Annotated in this window: 16 protein-coding genes; 1 reads left to right on the forward strand and 15 read right to left on the reverse strand. The window is 61.4% G+C overall.

The window, feature by feature from the left end:
- Window positions 1–15: 15 nt before the first annotated feature.
- The 5 genes from surE to AB4O09_RS24920 are packed head-to-tail and all read right to left on the reverse strand — an operon-like array spanning window position 16 to window position 4,291.
- Window positions 16–765 (reverse strand): 5'/3'-nucleotidase SurE, encoded by a 750-nt coding sequence (gene surE, locus AB4O09_RS24900; protein WP_038856712.1) that lies wholly within the window; start codon window positions 763–765, stop codon window positions 16–18.
- Window positions 753–1,811 (reverse strand): tRNA pseudouridine(13) synthase TruD, encoded by a 1,059-nt coding sequence (gene truD, locus AB4O09_RS24905; RefSeq protein ID WP_013692390.1) that lies wholly within the window; start codon window positions 1,809–1,811, stop codon window positions 753–755. The genes surE and truD overlap by 13 nt, the downstream gene beginning before the upstream one ends.
- The gene (ispF, locus tag AB4O09_RS24910) at window positions 1,808–2,281 is read right to left on the reverse strand and encodes a 2-C-methyl-D-erythritol 2,4-cyclodiphosphate synthase (protein ID WP_003184863.1); all 474 of its coding nucleotides are present in this window, start codon (window positions 2,279–2,281) and stop codon (window positions 1,808–1,810) included. Before ispF ends, truD begins: the two co-directional genes overlap by 4 nt.
- A gap of 43 nt (window positions 2,282–2,324) precedes the next feature.
- A complete protein-coding gene (gene fghA / locus AB4O09_RS24915; protein ID WP_003198277.1) occupies window positions 2,325–3,170 on the reverse strand; it encodes an S-formylglutathione hydrolase in 846 nt (281 codons plus the stop codon).
- An 8-nt stretch (window positions 3,171–3,178) separates the two neighbouring features.
- On the reverse strand, window positions 3,179–4,291 hold the full coding sequence (locus AB4O09_RS24920; RefSeq protein WP_003198276.1) for an S-(hydroxymethyl)glutathione dehydrogenase/class III alcohol dehydrogenase: 1,113 nt from the start codon (window positions 4,289–4,291) through the stop codon (window positions 3,179–3,181).
- Between the two features lie 107 nt (window positions 4,292–4,398).
- Here AB4O09_RS24920 and AB4O09_RS24925 point away from each other — a divergent pair, with 107 nt between their 5' ends.
- The gene (locus AB4O09_RS24925; RefSeq protein WP_003198274.1) at window positions 4,399–5,295 is read left to right on the forward strand and encodes a LysR substrate-binding domain-containing protein; all 897 of its coding nucleotides are present in this window, start codon (window positions 4,399–4,401) and stop codon (window positions 5,293–5,295) included.
- 167 nt (window positions 5,296–5,462) lie between these two features.
- Here AB4O09_RS24925 and ispD read toward each other — a convergent pair whose 3' ends face one another.
- From ispD to lpxB, 10 genes are all read right to left on the reverse strand, one after another.
- Complete coding sequence (gene ispD, locus AB4O09_RS24930; RefSeq protein WP_003198271.1) at window positions 5,463–6,170, reverse strand: 2-C-methyl-D-erythritol 4-phosphate cytidylyltransferase; 708 nt, start codon at window positions 6,168–6,170, stop codon at window positions 5,463–5,465.
- Window positions 6,167–6,445: a cell division protein FtsB gene (gene ftsB / locus AB4O09_RS24935; RefSeq protein ID WP_003184873.1), complete on the reverse strand. Its 279-nt coding sequence runs from the start codon at window positions 6,443–6,445 to the stop codon at window positions 6,167–6,169. Before ftsB ends, ispD begins: the two co-directional genes overlap by 4 nt.
- A 171-nt stretch (window positions 6,446–6,616) precedes the next feature.
- The gene (gene eno / locus AB4O09_RS24940) at window positions 6,617–7,906 is read right to left on the reverse strand and encodes a phosphopyruvate hydratase (protein WP_013692387.1); all 1,290 of its coding nucleotides are present in this window, start codon (window positions 7,904–7,906) and stop codon (window positions 6,617–6,619) included.
- 162 nt (window positions 7,907–8,068) lie between these two features.
- The gene (gene kdsA / locus AB4O09_RS24945; protein WP_003198268.1) at window positions 8,069–8,914 is read right to left on the reverse strand and encodes a 3-deoxy-8-phosphooctulonate synthase; all 846 of its coding nucleotides are present in this window, start codon (window positions 8,912–8,914) and stop codon (window positions 8,069–8,071) included.
- A 4-nt stretch (window positions 8,915–8,918) separates the two neighbouring features.
- On the reverse strand, window positions 8,919–10,550 hold the full coding sequence (locus tag AB4O09_RS24950) for a CTP synthase (RefSeq protein WP_003198266.1): 1,632 nt from the start codon (window positions 10,548–10,550) through the stop codon (window positions 8,919–8,921).
- Between the two features lie 274 nt (window positions 10,551–10,824).
- Complete coding sequence (gene tilS / locus AB4O09_RS24955; protein ID WP_100264192.1) at window positions 10,825–12,153, reverse strand: tRNA lysidine(34) synthetase TilS; 1,329 nt, start codon at window positions 12,151–12,153, stop codon at window positions 10,825–10,827.
- 133 nt (window positions 12,154–12,286) lie between these two features.
- Window positions 12,287–13,234 (reverse strand): acetyl-CoA carboxylase carboxyltransferase subunit alpha, encoded by a 948-nt coding sequence (locus tag AB4O09_RS24960; protein ID WP_003198261.1) that lies wholly within the window; start codon window positions 13,232–13,234, stop codon window positions 12,287–12,289.
- Between the two features lie 149 nt (window positions 13,235–13,383).
- On the reverse strand, window positions 13,384–16,905 hold the full coding sequence (gene dnaE / locus AB4O09_RS24965) for a DNA polymerase III subunit alpha (protein ID WP_003198259.1): 3,522 nt from the start codon (window positions 16,903–16,905) through the stop codon (window positions 13,384–13,386).
- A gap of 183 nt (window positions 16,906–17,088) precedes the next feature.
- A complete protein-coding gene (gene rnhB / locus AB4O09_RS24970) occupies window positions 17,089–17,733 on the reverse strand; it encodes a ribonuclease HII (protein ID WP_013692385.1) in 645 nt (214 codons plus the stop codon).
- The gene (gene lpxB, locus AB4O09_RS24975; protein ID WP_013692384.1) at window positions 17,730–18,860 is read right to left on the reverse strand and encodes a lipid-A-disaccharide synthase; all 1,131 of its coding nucleotides are present in this window, start codon (window positions 18,858–18,860) and stop codon (window positions 17,730–17,732) included. Before lpxB ends, rnhB begins: the two co-directional genes overlap by 4 nt.

Genomic DNA, 18,860 nt, shown 5'->3' on the forward strand with positions numbered 1-18,860 from the left:
CTTGCTCACGAGCCATCAGCGCAGCCCCTCCAGCCAGCCATCGAGATTTCGAAAGGCGTCGTTGAAGGTACGGTCCAACTGCAACGGCGTGATCGAGACATAACCTTGCATCACCGCATGGAAATCAGTGCCCGGCCCGCCGTCCTCGGCATCACCGGCGGCGGCGATCCAGTAACCGGCCTTGCCGCGCGGGTCGACGACATGCATCGGTTTGGCGGCGCGGGCACGGTGGCCCAGGCGAGTGAGCTGGATGCCACGGATGTGATCGAGCGGCAGGTTGGGGATATTCACGTTCAGCACCGTGCGTGGCGGCAGCTCCAGCTCGCCGTGGGCTTCGACCAGTTTACGGGCGAAGTAGGCGGCGGTCGGCAAGTTATCGACCTGCCGCGAAACAAACGAAAAGGCAAACGATGGCTTGTCCAGGAAGCGACCTTCCAGGGCGGCGGCAACCGTGCCGGAATAAAGCACGTCGTCCCCCAGGTTGGCGCCCAGGTTGATACCCGACACCACCATGTCCGGCTCACGCTCCAGCAAGCCGTTGAGGCCCAGGTGCACGCAATCGGTCGGAGTGCCGTTGAGGCTGATGAAACCGTTATCCAGATAGCAGGGGTGCAACGGACGGTCGAGCGTCAGCGAGCTGCTGGCGCCGCTTTTGTCCTGGTCCGGGGCGATGACCACGCACTCGGCAAAATCCGCCAGCGCAGCATAAAGCGCGGCAAGACCGGGTGCAGTCACCCCGTCGTCGTTAGAAATCAGAATACGCATGGGCTGTCCGTCTGCCCCACCGGCACCAGATCGACGAGTTCGCGCACCAAGACAGTGGCGAAACATCCGGCCGGCAGGACGAATTCCAGTTGCAGAATGTCCAGCGAGGGATAATGCCACGACAGCCCGCCAATGGGCAGTCGCAGGATGCGACGTTCGTGACTCATTCCCGCGTTTATCAACCAGTCCCGCAAATCGGCCTCGCCCGCGGCGATGGCTTGTTCCAGCTCGAACGTCGCACCAGCGGCAGGCGAAGGTCCCTCGCCCCACTGCGGCCCGGTCGGGTGCAGGTCGAGAATGGCCAGGCGCGGGTCGCTGCATTCAGCCTCGCCGGCCGGGAAAAAACTGCGGCTGTCGGTGAAGGCAAGCAAATCGCCCACCTGGGCTTTTTGCCAGGTACCGTCGGCGACCCGCGCCGCCAGCACCCGGTTGAACAGGAAACTGCGGGCGGTGGACAACAGCCGCGAGCGCACATTGCGCTGTTCCGGCAACGCCCTGCGCACCGCCCAGGCCCGAGCATCGACGACGTTGCCGCCGTCATGGCCGAAACGCTGGGCGCCAAAATAGTTGGGGATGCCCTGGCGGACAATCCGTTGCAGGCGCGCATCGATCGCCGCCGTGTCGCCCTTGAATTGGGTCAGGCGCAAGGTAAAGCCATTGGCCGAGTGCGCGCCGCGTTGCAGCTTGCGCCTGTGGCGTGCGGTCTTGAGGATTTTCAGCGTGTCGTTCTCTGCCGCCGACAGGTCCGGATCGGCCTTGCCCGGCAATTGGACGCTGAACCACTGGCGGGTCAGGGCCTGACGGTCCTTGAGCCCGGCGTAGCTGACGGTGCGCAGCGGCACGCCGGCAGCCTTGGCGATTCGCCGGGCCGCTTCTTCGGTGTTCAAGCCACGTTTTTCAACCCAGATCCACAAGTGCTCGCCATCGCCGGTCAACGGGATGTCGAGCACTTCATCGACCTGGAAATCTTCAGCGGTGGCCTTGAGTACCGCGCTGCCCAGCGGTTCGCCGTAGGCCCGCGGCCCCAACAGTTCCAGTTCAGTCATGGGCGCAGCAACAAGGCAACGGAGTGGACGGCAATGCCTTCTTCGCGACCGACGAAGCCAAGCTTCTCGGTGGTGGTGGCTTTCACGTTCACTTGGTCCAACTCAACTTGAAGATCCTCGGCAATCAATTGGCGCATCGCTTCGATGTGCGGCGCCATCTTGGGGGCCTGGGCAACGATGGTGTTATCGACATTGCCGACTTTCCAGCCCTTGGCGTGGATCAGCGAGACCACATGGCGCAGCAGCACGCGGCTGTCGGCACCCTTGAATTGCGGGTCGGTGTCGGGAAAGTGCTTGCCGATGTCACCCAGGGCAGCCGCGCCGAGCAATGCATCGCTCAAGGCGTGCAGCAGGACATCACCGTCAGAATGCGCGAGCAGCCCGAAGCCGTGTGCGATCCGCACGCCGCCCAGGGTAATGAAATCGCCTTCAGCGAAACGGTGAACATCGTAGCCGTGGCCAATACGCATAAAAAAACGCCCCGATTTTTGTCAGGGCGTGATTCTACCTGCATTAGGCCTTTAGAGCGCGCGCATGATGCTGCAAGTGGTCATCAATGAAGCTGGCGATGAAGAAATAGCTGTGGTCGTAGCCCGGTTGCAGGCGCAGTTCCAGCGGATGGTCGGCAGCCTTGGCCGCCTGTTGCAGGGCTTCGGGCTTGAGCTGGTTGGCCAGGAAATCATCGCGATCACCCTGGTCCACCAGCAGTGGCAGCTTCTCCTGCGCCTCGGCAATCAATGCACAGGCATCCCATTCACGCCATTTCGAACGGTCTTCCCCCAGGTAACGAGAGAAAGCCTTCTGGCCCCATGGGCAATCCATCGGATTGTTGATCGGCGAAAAGGCCGACACCGAGCGGTAACGCCCCGGGTTGCGCAAGGCGCAGACCAGCGCGCCATGACCGCCCATGGAATGACCACTGATGCCGCGTTTGTCCGAGGCCGGGAAATGCGCTTCGACGAGTGTCGGCAATTCCTGCACCACGTAGTCATGCATCCGATAGTGCCGTGCCCACGGATCCTGCGTGGCGTTCAGATAAAAACCCGCCCCCAGGCCGAAGTCCCAGGCACCGTCCGGATCGCCCGGCACGTCGGCGCCACGAGGGCTGGTGTCCGGCGCGACGATGATCAGGCCCAACTCGGCGGCCATGCGCTGGGCACCGGCCTTTTGCATGAAGTTCTCGTCGGTGCAGGTCAGCCCGGACAACCAATACAGGACAGGCAACTTGCCGCCCTGCTCGGCTTGCGGCGGCAGGTACACGGCAAACACCATGTCACAACCGAGCACGTCGGAACGGTGCCGGTAACGTTTGTGCCAGCCGCCGAAGCTTTTCTGGCAGGAGATGTTTTCCAGACTCATGACCGACCTCAGAAATGGATAACGGTGCGGATGCTCTTGCCTTCATGCATCAGGTCGAACGCCTTGTTGATATCTTCCAGGCCCATGGTGTGGGTAATGAACGTATCCAGCGGGATCTCGCCCGTCTCGGCCATTGCCACATAGCTTGGCAACTCGCTGCGACCGCGCACGCCACCAAAGGCCGAACCGCGCCAGACGCGCCCGGTCACCAACTGGAAGGGGCGGGTGGCGATTTCCTGGCCGGCGCCGGCCACACCGATGATCACCGACTCGCCCCAGCCTTTGTGGCAGCACTCCAGCGCGGCACGCATCAACTGGACATTGCCGATGCACTCGAAGGAAAAGTCCACGCCGCCGTCAGTCATATCGACGATGACTTCCTGGATCGGACGGTCGAAGTCTTTCGGGTTGACGCAATCGGTGGCACCCAGTTGCTTGGCGATTTCGAACTTGGCCGGGTTGATGTCGATGGCGATGATGCGCGAAGCCTTGGCCTTCACCGCGCCAATCACTGCCGACAGGCCGATGCCGCCCAGGCCGAAGATCGCCACGGTGTCACCCGGCTTGACCTTGGCGGTGTTGAGGACCGCGCCGATACCGGTGGTGACGCCGCAACCCAGCAGGCAGACCTTTTCCAGCGGGGCTTCTTTTTGAATCTTCGCGACGGAGATTTCCGGCAGCACGGTGTACTCAGAGAACGTCGAGGTGCCCATGTAGTGGAAAATCGTCTCGCCCTTGTAGGAAAAACGCGAGGTGCCGTCCGGCATCAGGCCTTTGCCCTGGGTGGCGCGAATCGCCTGGCAGAGGTTGGTCTTGCCTGACTTACAGAATTTGCACTGACCGCATTCCGGCGTGTACAGCGGGATCACATGGTCGCCCACCGCGACCGAGGTCACGCCTTCGCCGATGGCTTCGACAATCGCACCGCCTTCGTGACCGAGGATCGACGGGAAGATCCCTTCCGGGTCGGCGCCCGACAAGGTATAGGCGTCGGTGTGGCAGACACCGGAAGCCACCACGCGCAACAGCACTTCGCCCGCCTTGGGCATGGCGACGTCGACTTCAACGATTTCCAGGGGTTTCTTGGCCTCGAAGGCAACGGCAGCGCGCGACTTGATCATCCGGACTCTCCAGCAAATAAAAACAAGACCGGGAGTGTAATCCTCCGCCGGACGATGAATAATCCAACCAAAAGCAAAACATTATTGCTGTACAGGGATAATCCTTCATGTCCGATAACCGCTGGGAAGGGATCGACGAGTTCGTCGCCGTGGCCGAATGCAGTCAATTCACCGCCGCCGCTGAACGTCTCGGGGTTTCGTCTTCCCACATCAGTCGACAAATCGTACGGCTTGAAGAGCGTTTGCAGACACGTTTGCTCTACCGCAGTACCCGGCGGGTCACCCTGACCGAGGCCGGCCAGACATTTTTGCAGCATTGCCAACGCCTGCAGGACGGGCGCGAGGAAGCACTGCGGGCGGTGGGCGATCTCACCAGCGAACCCAAGGGCATGCTGCGCATGACCTGCGCCGTGGCCTATGGCGAACGGTTCATCGTGCCTCTGGTAACGCGGTTCATGGGGCTGTACCCGCAGTTGCGGGTAGACATCGAGCTGAGCAACCGTCCTCTGGACCTGGTGCACGAAGGCCTCGACCTGGCGATTCGCCTGGGTCGCCTGCAGGACTCCCGCCTGGTCGCCACGCGCCTGGCACCGCGGCGCATGTACCTGTGCGCTTCACCCTCTTACCTGGAACGCTACGGGCGGCCCCATAGCTTGTCGGAACTGAGCCGCCACAATTGCCTGATCGGCAGCTCCGACGTCTGGCAACTGGAGCAGAACGGGCGGGAATTTTCCCAACGGGTACAGGGAAACTGGCGCTGCAACAGTGGGCAAGCGGTGTTGGACGCGGCGCTGCAAGGGGTGGGGTTGTGCCAACTGCCGGACTATTACGTATTGGAGCATTTGCACAGCGGTGCATTGATCTCGCTGCTGGAGGCTCATCAGCCGCCGAATACGGCGGTGTGGGCGTTGTACCCGCAGCAGCGACATCTGTCGCCGAAGGTGCGCAAGTTGGTGGATTTTTTGAAGGAAGGGCTGGCTGGGCGACCGGAATATCGGGGATGACAGTGGTTTTTTGTCGTCTGGGGGTGACGCCATCGCGAGCAAGCTCGCTCCCACAGGGTTATCGTCGAATGACGGTCAAGTGTTCACACCAACCCACTGTGGGAGCGAGCTTGCTCGCGATGGCGCCGGCCCAGACGATGAAGATCTAACGAGGAAACATATCCGGTTTAATGCCGATTCGCCCACCGCTGGCGCAACCACTCCAGATCTTCCGGCCGGGTGACCTTGATGTTATCGGCCCGCCCTTCGATCAGCCGCGGCGCCTGCCCCGCCCATTCCATGGCGGACGCTTCGTCGGTAATCAGCGCATCTGCAACCAGGCTGTCGGCCAAGGCCCGATGCAAGGCGCCGAGGCGGAACATCTGTGGCGTGTAGGCTTGCCAGATCACGCTGCGATCAACGGTCTCCAGCACGCGGCCGTGTTTGTCGACGCGCTTGAGGGTGTCGCGCGCCGGGACGGCCAGCAGGCCGCCGACCGGATCGGTCGCCAACTCGCTGAGCAGTGTGTCCAGGTCGTCCCGGGCCAGATTGGGCCGGGCGGCGTCGTGCACCAGCACCCAGTCGTGATCGTCGGCGCCCTGCTCGTGCAGGTACAGCAAGGCATTGAGCACTGAATCCGAACGTTGTTCGCCACCGTCGACACGCTGGATGCGTGTGTCGTTGGCGCAGGCCAGGGTCGGCCAGTAAGGATCATCGTGTGCAAGGCTGACCACCACGCCCTTGACGGTGGGATGGTCGAGGAAACAGCCGAGGCTGTGTTCAAGAATTGTGCGTCCGCCCAACTGCAGGTATTGCTTGGGCCGGTCCGCGGCCATACGAGCGCCAACGCCCGCGGCAGGAATCACGGCCCAGAAGGCCGGCAAACGAATACTCATTGGGCCAACTGGTAGAGGGTTTCGCCCTCCTTGACCATGCCCAGTTCATGTCGAGCCCGTTCTTCAACGGTCTCCATGCCTTTTTTCAGCTCTGTCACTTCGGCGTCCATCACCCGATTACGCTCAAGCAGCGCCTCGTTCTCGGCGTGTTGGTCGGCAATTTGCTGAGTCAGGTCGGCCACTTGCGCCAAGCTGCCATTGCCCACCCACAGGCGGTACTGCAGGCCGGCCAGCAACAGGAGCAAGACAAGAAACAACCAATTGGGACTGCGCATCGAATATCAGGTATCCAGTGAAAAAAGACCGCCATGCCAAACTTTGAAGCGTCTGATAGCACGAAGCCTGGAAAACCCAGGCTTGTGCTTGATAAGGCATCAGATTAGAGGCAAAACCGCCGCCATGGCGACTTTTGCGACCTAATCCGCTGTCTTTTTACCATTTACCGCTTAACCGCGAAACTCGGCGCGACCGTTGTACTTGGCCTTGCCGTTCAACTGCTCTTCGATACGCAGCAGCTGGTTGTACTTGGAAACGCGGTCGGAACGGCACAGCGAACCGGTCTTGATCTGGCCTGCCGCAGTGCCCACGGCCAGGTCGGCAATGGTCGAGTCTTCGGTTTCACCGGAGCGGTGGGAGATCACGGCGGTGTAGCCGGCCGCCTTGGCCATCTGGATGGCTTCCAGGGTTTCGGTCAGGGTACCGATCTGGTTGAACTTGATCAGGATCGAGTTGGCGATCTTCTTGTCGATGCCTTCTTTCAGGATCTTGGTGTTGGTCACGAACAGGTCGTCACCCACCAGCTGGGTTTTCTCGCCGATCTTGTCGGTGAGGATTTTCCAGCCAGCCCAGTCGGACTCGTCCAGGCCGTCTTCGATGGAGATGATCGGATAGCGTTCGGTCAGGCCCTTGAGGTAGTCAGCGAAACCTTCGGCGGTGAACACCTGGCCTTCGCCGGACAGGTTGTACTTGCCGTCTTCGTAGAATTCACTGGCGGCGCAGTCCAGGGCCAGGGTCACGTCGGTGCCCAGCTTGTAGCCAGCATTGGCCACGGCTTCGGAGATCACTTTCAGCGCGTCTTCGTTGGACGCCAGGTTCGGTGCGAAACCGCCTTCGTCGCCAACCGCGGTGCTCAGGCCACGGGCTTTGAGCACAGCCTTGAGGTGATGGAAAATCTCGGTGCCCATGCGCAGGCCTTCGGAGAAGGTCTTGGCGCCAACCGGCTGCACCATGAATTCCTGGATGTCGACGTTGTTATCGGCATGCTCGCCGCCGTTGATGATGTTCATCATCGGCACCGGCATCGAGTAGACACCCGGGGTACCGTTGAGGTTGGCGATGTGGGCGTACAGCGGCAGGTCCTGGTCCTGGGCAGCAGCCTTGGCAGCGGCCAGGGACACGGCGAGGATTGCGTTGGCGCCCAGGGTGGCTTTGTTTTCGGTACCGTCGAGCTTGATCATCGCGTGATCGAGGGCTTTCTGGTCGGCAGGATCCTTGCCCAGCAACAGCTCGCGGATCGGACCGTTGATGTTGGCGACGGCTTTGAGCACGCCCTTGCCCAGGTAACGGCTCTTGTCGCCATCACGCAGCTCCAGCGCTTCGCGCGAGCCAGTGGAAGCACCGGACGGCGCGCAGGCGCTGCCGATGATACCGTTGTCGAGAAGCACGTCCGCTTCAACAGTGGGGTTGCCACGGGAGTCGAGAACTTCACGACCTTTGATGTCGACGATTTTTGCCATTGTTGTAAACACTCCAAAGTTGACGAAAACGCTGTGGGAGCACGGCTTGCCGGCGATGGGGGCCTCAAGGACGCCATCGCTGGCAAGCCATGCTCCCGCAAGAGCAGTGCGGCCAGCGGGCCAGAGCGATAATCGAGCGGTACTTTACCGGAGAAAACCGCCTTACGCGGTTTCTATCGTCGGAAAACTCTTGACCAGCTCGTCCAACGCCTTGAGCTGAGACAGGAAAGGTTCCAGCTTGTTCAAGCGCAAGGCACAAGGGCCGTCGCACTTGGCATTGTCCGGATCCGGGTGGGCTTCAAGGAACAGGCCAGCCAGGGATTGGCTGATGCCAGCCTTGGCCAGGTCGGTCACCTGGGCGCGACGACCGCCGGCGGAGTCGGAACGACCGCCCGGCATCTGCAAGGCGTGCGTCACGTCGAAGAATACCGGGTATTCGAACTGCTTCATGATGCCGAAGCCGAGCATGTCGACTACCAGGTTGTTGTAACCGAAGCTCGAACCGCGCTCGCAGAGGATCAACTGGTCATTCCCAGCCTCTTCGCACTTGCTCAGGATGTGTTTCATTTCCTGGGGCGCGAGGAACTGGGCTTTCTTGATATTGATCACCGCGCCGGTCTTGGCCATCGCGACCACCAGGTCGGTCTGGCGCGACAGGAAAGCCGGCAACTGGATGATGTCGCAGACCTCGGCGACGACCGCGGCCTGGGCCGGCTCGTGGACGTCGGTGATGATCGGCACGCCAAAGGCTTGCTTGATGTCCTGGAAGATCCGCATGCCTTCTTCCAGGCCCGGGCCACGGTAGGAGGTCACGGACGAACGGTTGGCCTTGTCGAAGCTGGCCTTGAACACGTAAGGGATACCCAACTTCTGGGTGACCTTCACGTACTCCTCGCAGACCTGCATCGCCATGTCGCGGCTTTCCAGCACGTTCATGCCGCCAAACAGCACCATGGGCTTGTCGTTGGCAATCTCGATGTCGCCGACACGAATGATCTTCTGGGCCATCGTCTTATGCCTTTTTCTGGTGTTGAGCCAAAGCGGCTTTCACGAAACCGCTGAACAGCGGATGACCGTCCCGTGGCGTCGAGGTGAACTCGGGGTGGAATTGGCAAGCGACGAACCATGGGTGATCCGGGGCCTCGACCACTTCGACCAGCGCGCCGTCACCGGAACGACCGGAGATTTTCAGGCCGGCTTCGATCAACTGCGGCAGCAGGTTGTTGTTCACTTCATAGCGATGACGGTGACGCTCGACGATCACATCCTTGGCGTAGCAATCGTGCACCTTGGAGCCGGCTTCCAGCAGGCATTCCTGGGCACCGAGACGCATGGTGCCGCCCAGGTCCGAACTTTCGGTACGCACTTCCACCGCACCAGTGGCATCTTCCCACTCGGTGATCAGGCCCACGACCGGATGGCCGCTGGCGCGATCGAACTCGGTGGAGTTGGCGTCTTTCCAGCCCAGCACGTTACGGGCGAACTCGATGACCGCCACTTGCATGCCCAGGCAGATACCCAGGTAAGGCACCTTGTTTTCGCGAGCGTATTGCACGGCAGTGATCTTGCCTTCCACGCCCCGCAGGCCGAAGCCGCCCGGCACGAGGATCGCATCGGCGCCTTCGAGCAGGCCGGTGCCCTGGTTCTCGATGTCTTCGGAATCGATGTAGCGCAGGTTGACCTTGGTACGGTTGCTGATGCCAGCGTGACTCATCGCCTCGATCAGAGACTTGTAGGCGTCCAGCAGCTCCATGTACTTGCCGACCATGGCAATGGTGACTTCGTGTTCCGGGTTGAGCTTGGCATCGACCACGGCTTCCCATTCGGACAGGTCGGCGCTGGCGCATTGCAGGCCGAAGCGCTCGACGACGAAGTCGTCCAGGCCCTGGGAGTGCAGGATGCCCGGGATCTTGTAGATGGTGTCGGCGTCTTCCAGGCCGATGACCGCACGCTCTTCAACGTTGGTGAACTGGGCGATCTTGCGACGCGACGAGATGTCGATCGGGTGATCGGAGCGGCAGATCAGCACGTCCGGCTGCAGGCCGATGGAACGCAGTTCCTTGACCGAGTGCTGGGTGGGCTTGGTCTTGGTTTCGCCGGCCGTGGCGATGTACGGCACCAGTGTCAGGTGCATCAGCATCGCGCGCTTGGCGCCGATTTCGAAACGCAACTGGCGGATGGCCTCGAGGAACGGCTGGGACTCGATGTCGCCCACGGTGCCGCCGATTTCGACCATCGCCACGTCGGCATCGCCCGCACCCTTGATGATGCGACGCTTGATTTCGTCGGTGATGTGCGGGATGACCTGGATGGTCGCGCCCAGGTAGTCACCACGACGCTCCTTGCGCAGCACGTGTTCGTAGACACGGCCAGTGGTGAAGTTGTTGTTCTGGGTCATGGTCGTGCGGATGAACCGCTCGTAGTGGCCCAGGTCCAGGTCGGTCTCGGCGCCGTCGTGGGTGACGAACACTTCACCGTGCTGGAACGGGCTCATGGTGCCCGGGTCAACGTTGATGTACGGGTCCAGCTTGAGCATGGTGACCTTAAGTCCCCGCGCCTCCAGGATGGCCGCCAATGAAGCCGAGGCAATGCCTTTCCCCAATGAAGAAACAACACCGCCCGTGACGAATATGTAGCGCGTCATGAAAAACCCTAGAAGTCTGCGTTAAAGCGGTCCGAGCCGCCGGGGAAAGCGAAGGAAGGCCGAAGCCCCCGATCACCTGCATTAATCACAGTGCACCTTTCAAAAAAACCGCCGCGTTGGGACAGACCGGAAGTGAAATCACCGGTACGTTGCTCGCTACACATTTTTTGGAATCGCCCAGCAAAGACTGCTTGGTAATCGGCAACTCCTGCAATTCAGGCGAATCCACAGAAGTTGTATCAAGAAGGGAGCGTAGTCTACCGGAAAGCCCCTTTCAGCTCAAACCCAGATCTTGGCTTCCTGGCGTCCAGATCAATTGCCAACTGCCATCAGCCTGTGCATCGAGCCCGGCCAGGTTGGCTACCGCCAGCAATTGCTCGCCCTGATAGAGCAGCGGCAATCGACCTCGAACGAACGCCGGCACTGCCTTTTCATTGAGCAAACGCTTGAGGTCACGGTGACCACGACCCGCTAACGCCATTACCTCGCCGCCCTGACGATAGCGCACGCTGAGCGGCCCCGCAGGCGGCGTGCCGTCGAGCACCACCCGACCATTGCCCGGCAGCCGCAGCGCAACCGCCGGATCGGCCCAGTCGACGGTGCCTGGCAGCGAACATAGCCAGTGGTCGGATAACCACCAGACCCGCCCGGCGGCCCGATGCAGCTCGCCACCGGCCAGGCGCCAGATCGGTCGGGCATCGTCGGCGGCATCGCGCAACGAGTCCCAGCCCGACCAGTGATCGGTGTCGGGCAGCAGGGTCATCGGTGCCAGCCAGTGGCTCAAGGCGTTGCGCTGACGGGCCGGCGACAACGCCCGCAAAGGCGCCAGCGCCAGGGATTGCAGCCCGAGCCAGTCGAACACGCCCGGGGTCGCGGCCCGGGCCAGGTCGATCCGCGCCAAATCGTCCAGCAAAGTTTGGGCTTCACCCATGTGCGCAGCGCTGCGAGCCAGGGTCGTCGAAGCTTGGGGCCATTGCTCGGCCAACACTGGAAAAACCCGCTGGCGCAGGTAATTGCGCGCATGCCGGTGATCGTCGTTGGAGGGATCTTCGATCCAGCTCAAGCCCTGCTGCCTCGCATAGGCTTCCAGCTCCACACGGGACACATCGAGCAAGGGCCGCAGCAAATGCCCTTGGCCCAACGGACGCTGCGGCGGCATCGCCGCCAAGCCCTTCACCCCCGCCCCCCTTAGCAGGCGAAACAGCAGGGTTTCGGCCTGATCATCGCGATGCTGGGCGGTAAGCAGCACTTCATCGCTGTGGATCGCCGCTACAAAGGCCGCGTAACGCGCTTCCCGCGCGGCGCACTCGACACTGGCGCCAGGGCGCACTTGCACAGTTACCACGTCCAGCGGCACGCCCAGGGCCGCGCAGACCGAACGACAATGGTCCGGCCACGCCTCAGCTACAGCCTGGAGGCCGTGATGCACATGAATAGCGCTCAGCGCGGGCAAGGGTTGGCGTTGCGAAAGGGTTACGAGCAGGTGCAGCAGGACGGTGGAGTCGAGGCCGCCGGAGAAGGCGATGCGCCAGGTGGCGGCGTTGCGCCAGGGGAGCATGTGTTTGAGGAGCCGGGTTGGCAGATCAATCGTGGGCTGATTCATCGCAACTGCCTTCACACAAATCAAATGTGGGAGCGAGCTTGCTCGCGATAGCGGTATCTCAGTCAACTTATCTGTTGAATGTTAACCCGTCATCGCGAGCAAGCTCGCTCCCACACAGGGGTACAGCGCTGAATCAGAGACCGTAGCTCATCAACCGCTCGTAGCGACGAGCCAGCAGCGCTTCGTTGTCGAACTTCTTGAGCATCGACAATTGCGAGCTCAGCTCGGCGCGGATCAGTGCCGCAGCCGCAGCCGGGTCGCGGTGAGCGCCGCCGACTGGCTCGTTGATCACTTTGTCGACGATGCCCAGGCCTTTGAGACGCTCGGCGGTAATGCCCATGGCCTCAGCGGCATCCGGCGCCTTCTCGGCGGTTTTCCACAGGATCGAGGCGCAGCCTTCCGGCGAGATCACCGCATAGGTGGAATATTGCAGCATGTTCAACTGGTCGCAGACACCGATGGCCAGTGCACCGCCGGAACCACCTTCGCCAATTACAGTGGCGATGATCGGGGTTTTCAGGCGCGCCATGACGCGCAGGTTCCAGGCAATCGCCTCGCTCTGGTTGCGCTCTTCGGCGTCGATGCCCGGGTAGGCGCCCGGCGTGTCGATGAAGGTCAGGATCGGCATCTTGAAGCGCTCGGCCATTTCCATCAGGCGGCAGGCCTTGCGGTAGCCTTCCGGACGCGGCATGCCGAAGTTGCGGCGCACCTTCTCGCGCACTTCACGGCCTTTCTGATGACCGATAACCATCACCGGCTGGTCGTCCAGGCGGGCGACACCGCCGACGATCGCGGCGTCGTCGGAGAAGTGGCGGTCGCCATGCAGCTCATCGAACTCGGTGAAGATGTGGTCGATGTAGTCCAGGGTATAGGGACGACGTGGATGACGCGCCAGGCGGGCGATCTGCCAACTGGTCAGCTTGCCGAAGATGTCTTCGGTCAGCGTGCGACTTTTGTCCTGCAGACGAGAGATTTCATCGCCGATATTCAGCGAATTGTCATTACCGACCAAGCGCAACTCTTCGATCTTGGCTTGCAGGTCGGCGATCGGCTGTTCGAAATCTAGAAAATTCGGGTTCATAGGCGTCCGTCTTGGGTCGACGTCCAAGAGAGCTTGGGCCGGCCGGTTGTCTATTCGCGCCTACCTTAAGGGAGAGGCGCGTTCAGGTCGAGATTAAAAATTCGGGTCGAGATCAGGGGTATTCCGGTTTCGAGAATGGCCCCTGGCCGTCAACGGTATTGGAGGAAGACGTTGTCTTTGCCGAACTGGTCACGCAAGGCTTGAATCAACGCATCCGCCGGATCGATCCGCCAGCCTTCGCCGAACTGCAACACAGCCTTGGCGTCGGGGCGTACATACTCCATGGTGATCGGGCAGGCACCGCGATGGCGCTTGAACAATTCGCCCAACCAGCGTAGCTGATCGCCCTTGAGATCCTGGGTCTGCAACTTCAGGCGCAGGCTTTCAGCCAGGTTGGTACGGGCATCTTCCATGCTCATCACCCGCTTGACCCGCAGGCGCAGGCCACCGGAAAAGTCATCGTTGCTGACCTCGCCTTCCACCACCACCATCGCGTCAGTCTGCAACAGCGACTGCGCCGAGTGGAACGCATCGGCGAACAATGAGGCCTCGATGCGCCCGGAGCGGTCGTCGAGGGTGATGAAGCCCATCTTGTCGCCCTTTTTGTTCTTCATCACCCGCAGGGCGATGATCATGCCGGCGACGGTCTGCGTGTCGCGTGCCGGCTTGAGGTCGATGATGCGCTGACGGGCGAAGCGGCGGATCTCGCCTTCGTATTCGTCGATCGGGTGACCGGTGAGGTACAGGCCCAAGGTGTCTTTCTCACCCTTGAGGCGTTCCTTGAGGGTCAGCTCCTTGGCCTTGCGATGGTTGCCATAGACATCGGCGTCTTCTTCGACGAACAGCCCGCCAAACAGGTCGGCGTGGCCGCTGTCATGGGTACGGGCGGTCTGTTCGGCGGCCTTGATCGCCTCCTCCATCGCCGCCAGCAACACCGCGCGGTTGCGGTCGATATTGGCCTGGTAGGCCTTGGGCTCATCCTGGAAGTAAGGTCCCAGCCGGTCCAGGGCACCACTGCGGATCAATCCGTCGAGGGTGCGCTTGTTGATGCGCTTGAGGTCAACCCGGGCGCAGAAATCGAACAGGTCCTTGAATGGCCCGTCCTGGCGCGCTTCGGTAATGGCTTCCACCGGCCCCTCGCCCACACCCTTGATCGCGCCCAGGCCGTAAATGATGCGGCCTTCGTCGTTCACCGTGAACTTGAACTCCGAAGCGTTCACGTCCGGTGCGTCGAGGCGCAACTTCATGGTCCGCACTTCTTCGATCAAGGTCACGACCTTGTCGGTGTTGTGCATATCCGCCGACAGTACCGCGGCCATGAACGGCGCCGGATAGTGCGCCTTCAGCCACGCGGTCTGGTACGACACCAGGCCATAGGCGGCGGAGTGGGATTTGTTGAAGCCGTAGCCGGCGAACTTTTCCACCAGGTCGAAAATGTTACCGGCCAGGTCAGGGTCGATGCCGTTGGTGGCGCAACCCTCGATGAAACCGCCGCGCTGCTTGGCCATTTCCTCGGGTTTTTTCTTACCCATCGCCCGACGCAGCATGTCCGCGCCGCCGAGGGTGTAACCGGCCATGACCTGGGCAATCTGCATCACCTGTTCCTGATACAGGATGATGCCGTAGGTCGGTGCGAGCACCGGTTTCAAGCCTTCGTACTGATAGTCCGAGTGCGGGTACGCCAGCTCGGCGCGGCCGTGCTTACGGTTGATGAAGTCATCCACCATGCCCGATTGCAACGGGCCCGGACGAAACAGGGCCACCAGTGCGATCAGGTCTTCCAGGCAGTCGGGCTTGAGCTTTTTGATCAGCTCCTTCATGCCCCGGGATTCAAGCTGGAACACCGCCGTGGTTTCGGCTTTTTGCAACAGGCTGTAGGTCGGCTTGTCATCCAGCGGGATGAAGGCGATGTCCAGCGGTTCTTCACCGACCTTGGCCCGGTCACGGTTGATGGTTTTCAGCGCCCAGTCGATGATGGTCAGGGTGCGCAGGCCGAGGAAGTCGAACTTCACCAGGCCCGCCGCCTCGACGTCATCCTTGTCGAACTGGGTCACCAGGCCGTCGCCTTCTTCGTCGCAATAGATCGGCGAGAAGTCAGTCAGCTTGGTCGGCGCGATCACCACGCCCCCGGCGTGCTTGCCGACGTTACGCACCACGCCTTCAAGCTTGCGGGCCATCTCCCAGATTTCCGCGGCTTCTTCATCGACCTTGATGAAGTCCCGCAGGATTTCTTCCTGCTCGTAGGCTTTTTCCAGGGTCATGCCAACTTCGAACGGAATCATCTTCGACAGACGATCCGCCAAGCCGTAGGACTTGCCCTGCACCCGCGCCACGTCGCGCACCACAGCCTTGGCGGCCATGGAACCGAAGGTGATGATCTGGCTCACCGCGTTGCGGCCATACTTCTCGGCCACGTAATCGATCACCCGGTCGCGACCGTCCATGCAGAAGTCGACGTCGAAGTCGGGCATGGATACCCGTTCCGGGTTGAGGAAACGTTCGAACAGCAGGTCATATTCCAGCGGGTCGAGGTCGGTGATCTTCTGCACATAGGCCACCAGCGACCCGGCACCCGACCCACGGCCTGGGCCCACCGGCACGCCGTTGTTCTTGGCCCACTGGATAAAGTCCATCACGATCAGGAAATAGCCGGGAAAGCCCATCTGGATAATGATATCCAGCTCGAAATTCAACCGGTCGACATAGACCTGGCGCTTGGCTTCGTAATCTTCGGTGGTGTCCTTGGGCAACAGGACGCTGAGGCGCTCCTCAAGGCCGTCGAAGGACACCTTGCGGAAATACTCGTCGATGGTCATGCCATCGGGGATCGGGAAGTTGGGCAGGAAGTGTTTGCCCAGCTTCACGTCGATGTTGCAGCGCTTGGCGATCTCGACGGTGTTTTCCAGCGCCTCGGGCAGGTCGCTGAACAACTCGGCCATTTCCTCGGCGCTCTTGAGGTATTGCTGGTTGCTGTAGTTCTTCGACCGCCGCGGATCATCGAGGGCACGGCCCTCACCGATGCAAACGCGGGTTTCGTGAGCTTCGAAATCGTCCTGCTTGATGAACCGCACATCGTTGGTCGCCACCAGCGGCGCGCCGATCTTGTCGGCCAGGGCCACGGCGGCGTGCAGGTGCTCTTCGTCATTCGGACGATTGGTGCGCTGCACTTCGATGTAGAAGCGATCCGGGAACACCGACATCCAGTCACGAGCCAGGGTCTCGGCTTCCTCGGGGTTGCCACTGAGCAGCGCCAGGCCGATTTCACCTTCCTTGGCCGCCGACAGCATGATCAGCCCTTCGCTGGCCTCGGCCACCCACTCGCGCTCGATGATGATCGAGCCGTTGCGCTGGCCGTCGATAAAACCACGGGAGATCAGCTCGGTGAGGTTGCGATAACCCAGAGCGTTCATCACCAACAGGCTGATACGGCTCAGCGGAGCGTCCGGATCCTTGTTCGACAGCCACAGGTCGGCACCACAGATCGGCTTGATCCCGGCGCCCATGGCGGCCTTGTAGAACTTGACCAGCGAACACATGTTGTTCTGGTCGGTGACCGCCACGGCAGGCATGTTCATGCCCACCAGGGTCTTGACCAGGGGCTTGATCCGCACCAGACCGTCGACCAGGGAGTATTCAGTGTGCAGGCGTAGATGAACGAATGAAGCCGGCATAGTGATCCTGCGTTAAGTCATGAAAACAACAAGGCCCGGATTGTACCGGGCCTTGGGTAAAACATGTAGGAGCTGGCGAAGCCTGCGATCTTTCACTCTCGACTCAATCGGCAGTGGAAAGATCGCAGCCTCGCTTCGCTCGACAGCTCCTACAGGGCACGACGGGGCATTGCGACGCTTTCGCTAGATCCTTTCGATCAAGCCATCACGAGCTTCATAAGCCAGCCGCACCGGGGCGAACGAACGCCGATGGATCGGCGTTGGCCCAAGGCGCGCCAGGGCTTCTAGATGAACGGGGGTCGGGTAACCCTTGTGGCCGCCGATGCCATAGCCCGGGTAAATCAATTCGAAAGCGGCCATTTCCCGGTCACGGCTGACCTTCGCCAGAATCGATGCCGCCGCGATGGCCGGCACCTTGCCGTCGCCCTGGATCACCGCTTCGGCGCGCATCGACAGTTTCGGGCAGCGATTGCCATCGATCATCGCCAGTTTCGGCGTGATGTGCAGGCCCTGCACGGCACGCTGCATGGCAAGCATGGTGGCGTGCAGGATATTGAGTTCATCGATTTCTTCGACTTCGGCCCGGGCGATGCACCAGCTCAAGGCTTTCTCGCAGATCTCGTCGTAGAGCTTTTCGCGACGGGCTTCAGTGAGTTTCTTCGAATCGTTGAGGCCAAGGATCGGCCGCTTCGGGTCAAGAATCACCGCCGCCGTCACCACCGCGCCGCACAACGGGCCACGCCCCACTTCATCGACACCGGCCACCAGTTCTTCCACTTCGGCGACCAGGTTGAAGTCCAGGCCCATCTGTAGCTTTGAGTTGCTCATGGTTTTGCGCCAATCAGGGTCAGTACCGCGTCAGCCGCCTGGTTGGAAGCATCACGACGCAAAGTACGATGGATTTCATCAAAGCCCCGGGTCTGTTCCTCGCCGCCATCGATCAAGGGCGACAGCGTGGTAGCCAGCGCCTCGGCGGTCGCATCGTCCTGCAACAGCTCCGGCACCAGCAAGCGCTGGGCCAACAGGTTCGGCAAGGACACGTAGGGGCTCTTGACCATGCGCTTGAGAATCCAGAACGTCAGCGGCGCCAGGCGATAGGCGACCACCATCGGGCGCTTATACAACAGCGCCTCAAGGGTAGCAGTGCCGGAGGCAATCAACACGGCATCGCAGGCCGCCAACGCTTCATGGGAACGACCGTCGAGCAGCGTCACCGGCAAATCGCGGCCGACCAGCAGCGCTTCCAACTGGACGCGACGCTGCGCACTGGCACACGGCAGGACAAAACGTACACCGGGTCGCAGCGCCCGAAGGCGTTCGGCGGCGTCGAAAAACAGACCGCCCAAGCGACTCACTTCGCCGCCCCGGCTGCCGGGCATCAAGGCCACCAGTGGTCCCTCGGGCAGGCCCAACGCCTGGCGGGCCGCGTCGCGGTCGGCTTCCAGGGGAATGGTATCGGCCAGGGTGTGCCCGACAAACCGCACCGGCACGCCCTTCTCTTCGTAGAACCGGGCTTCGAACGGCAGCAGCGTCAGCATCAGGTCGCAACCTTCGCGAATCTTGAGCACCCGCTTCTGCCGCCAGGCCCAGACCGACGGGCTGACGTAATGCACGGTCTTGATACCGGCCTGACGTAACTTCAGTTCGATATTGAGGGTGAAATCCGGCGCATCGATGCCGATGAACACATCCGGTTTTTCGTCGATCAGGGTCTGGATCAGCTTCTTGCGCCGGGCCAGCAGCTCGCGCAGGCGACCGAGTACTTCCACCAGGCCCATCACCGACAGGCGTTCCATCGGGAAATAGGACGCCAGGCCTTCGGCCTCCATCAACGGCCCGCCAACACCAATGAATTCGACAGCGGGATGCTGCACCTTGAGCGCGCGCATCAGACCGGCGCCCAGAATGTCACCGGAAGCCTCTCCCGCCACCAGTGCAATACGCAAATTAGCCAT

The organism is Pseudomonas sp. H1_F01 (assembly GCF_054681425.1).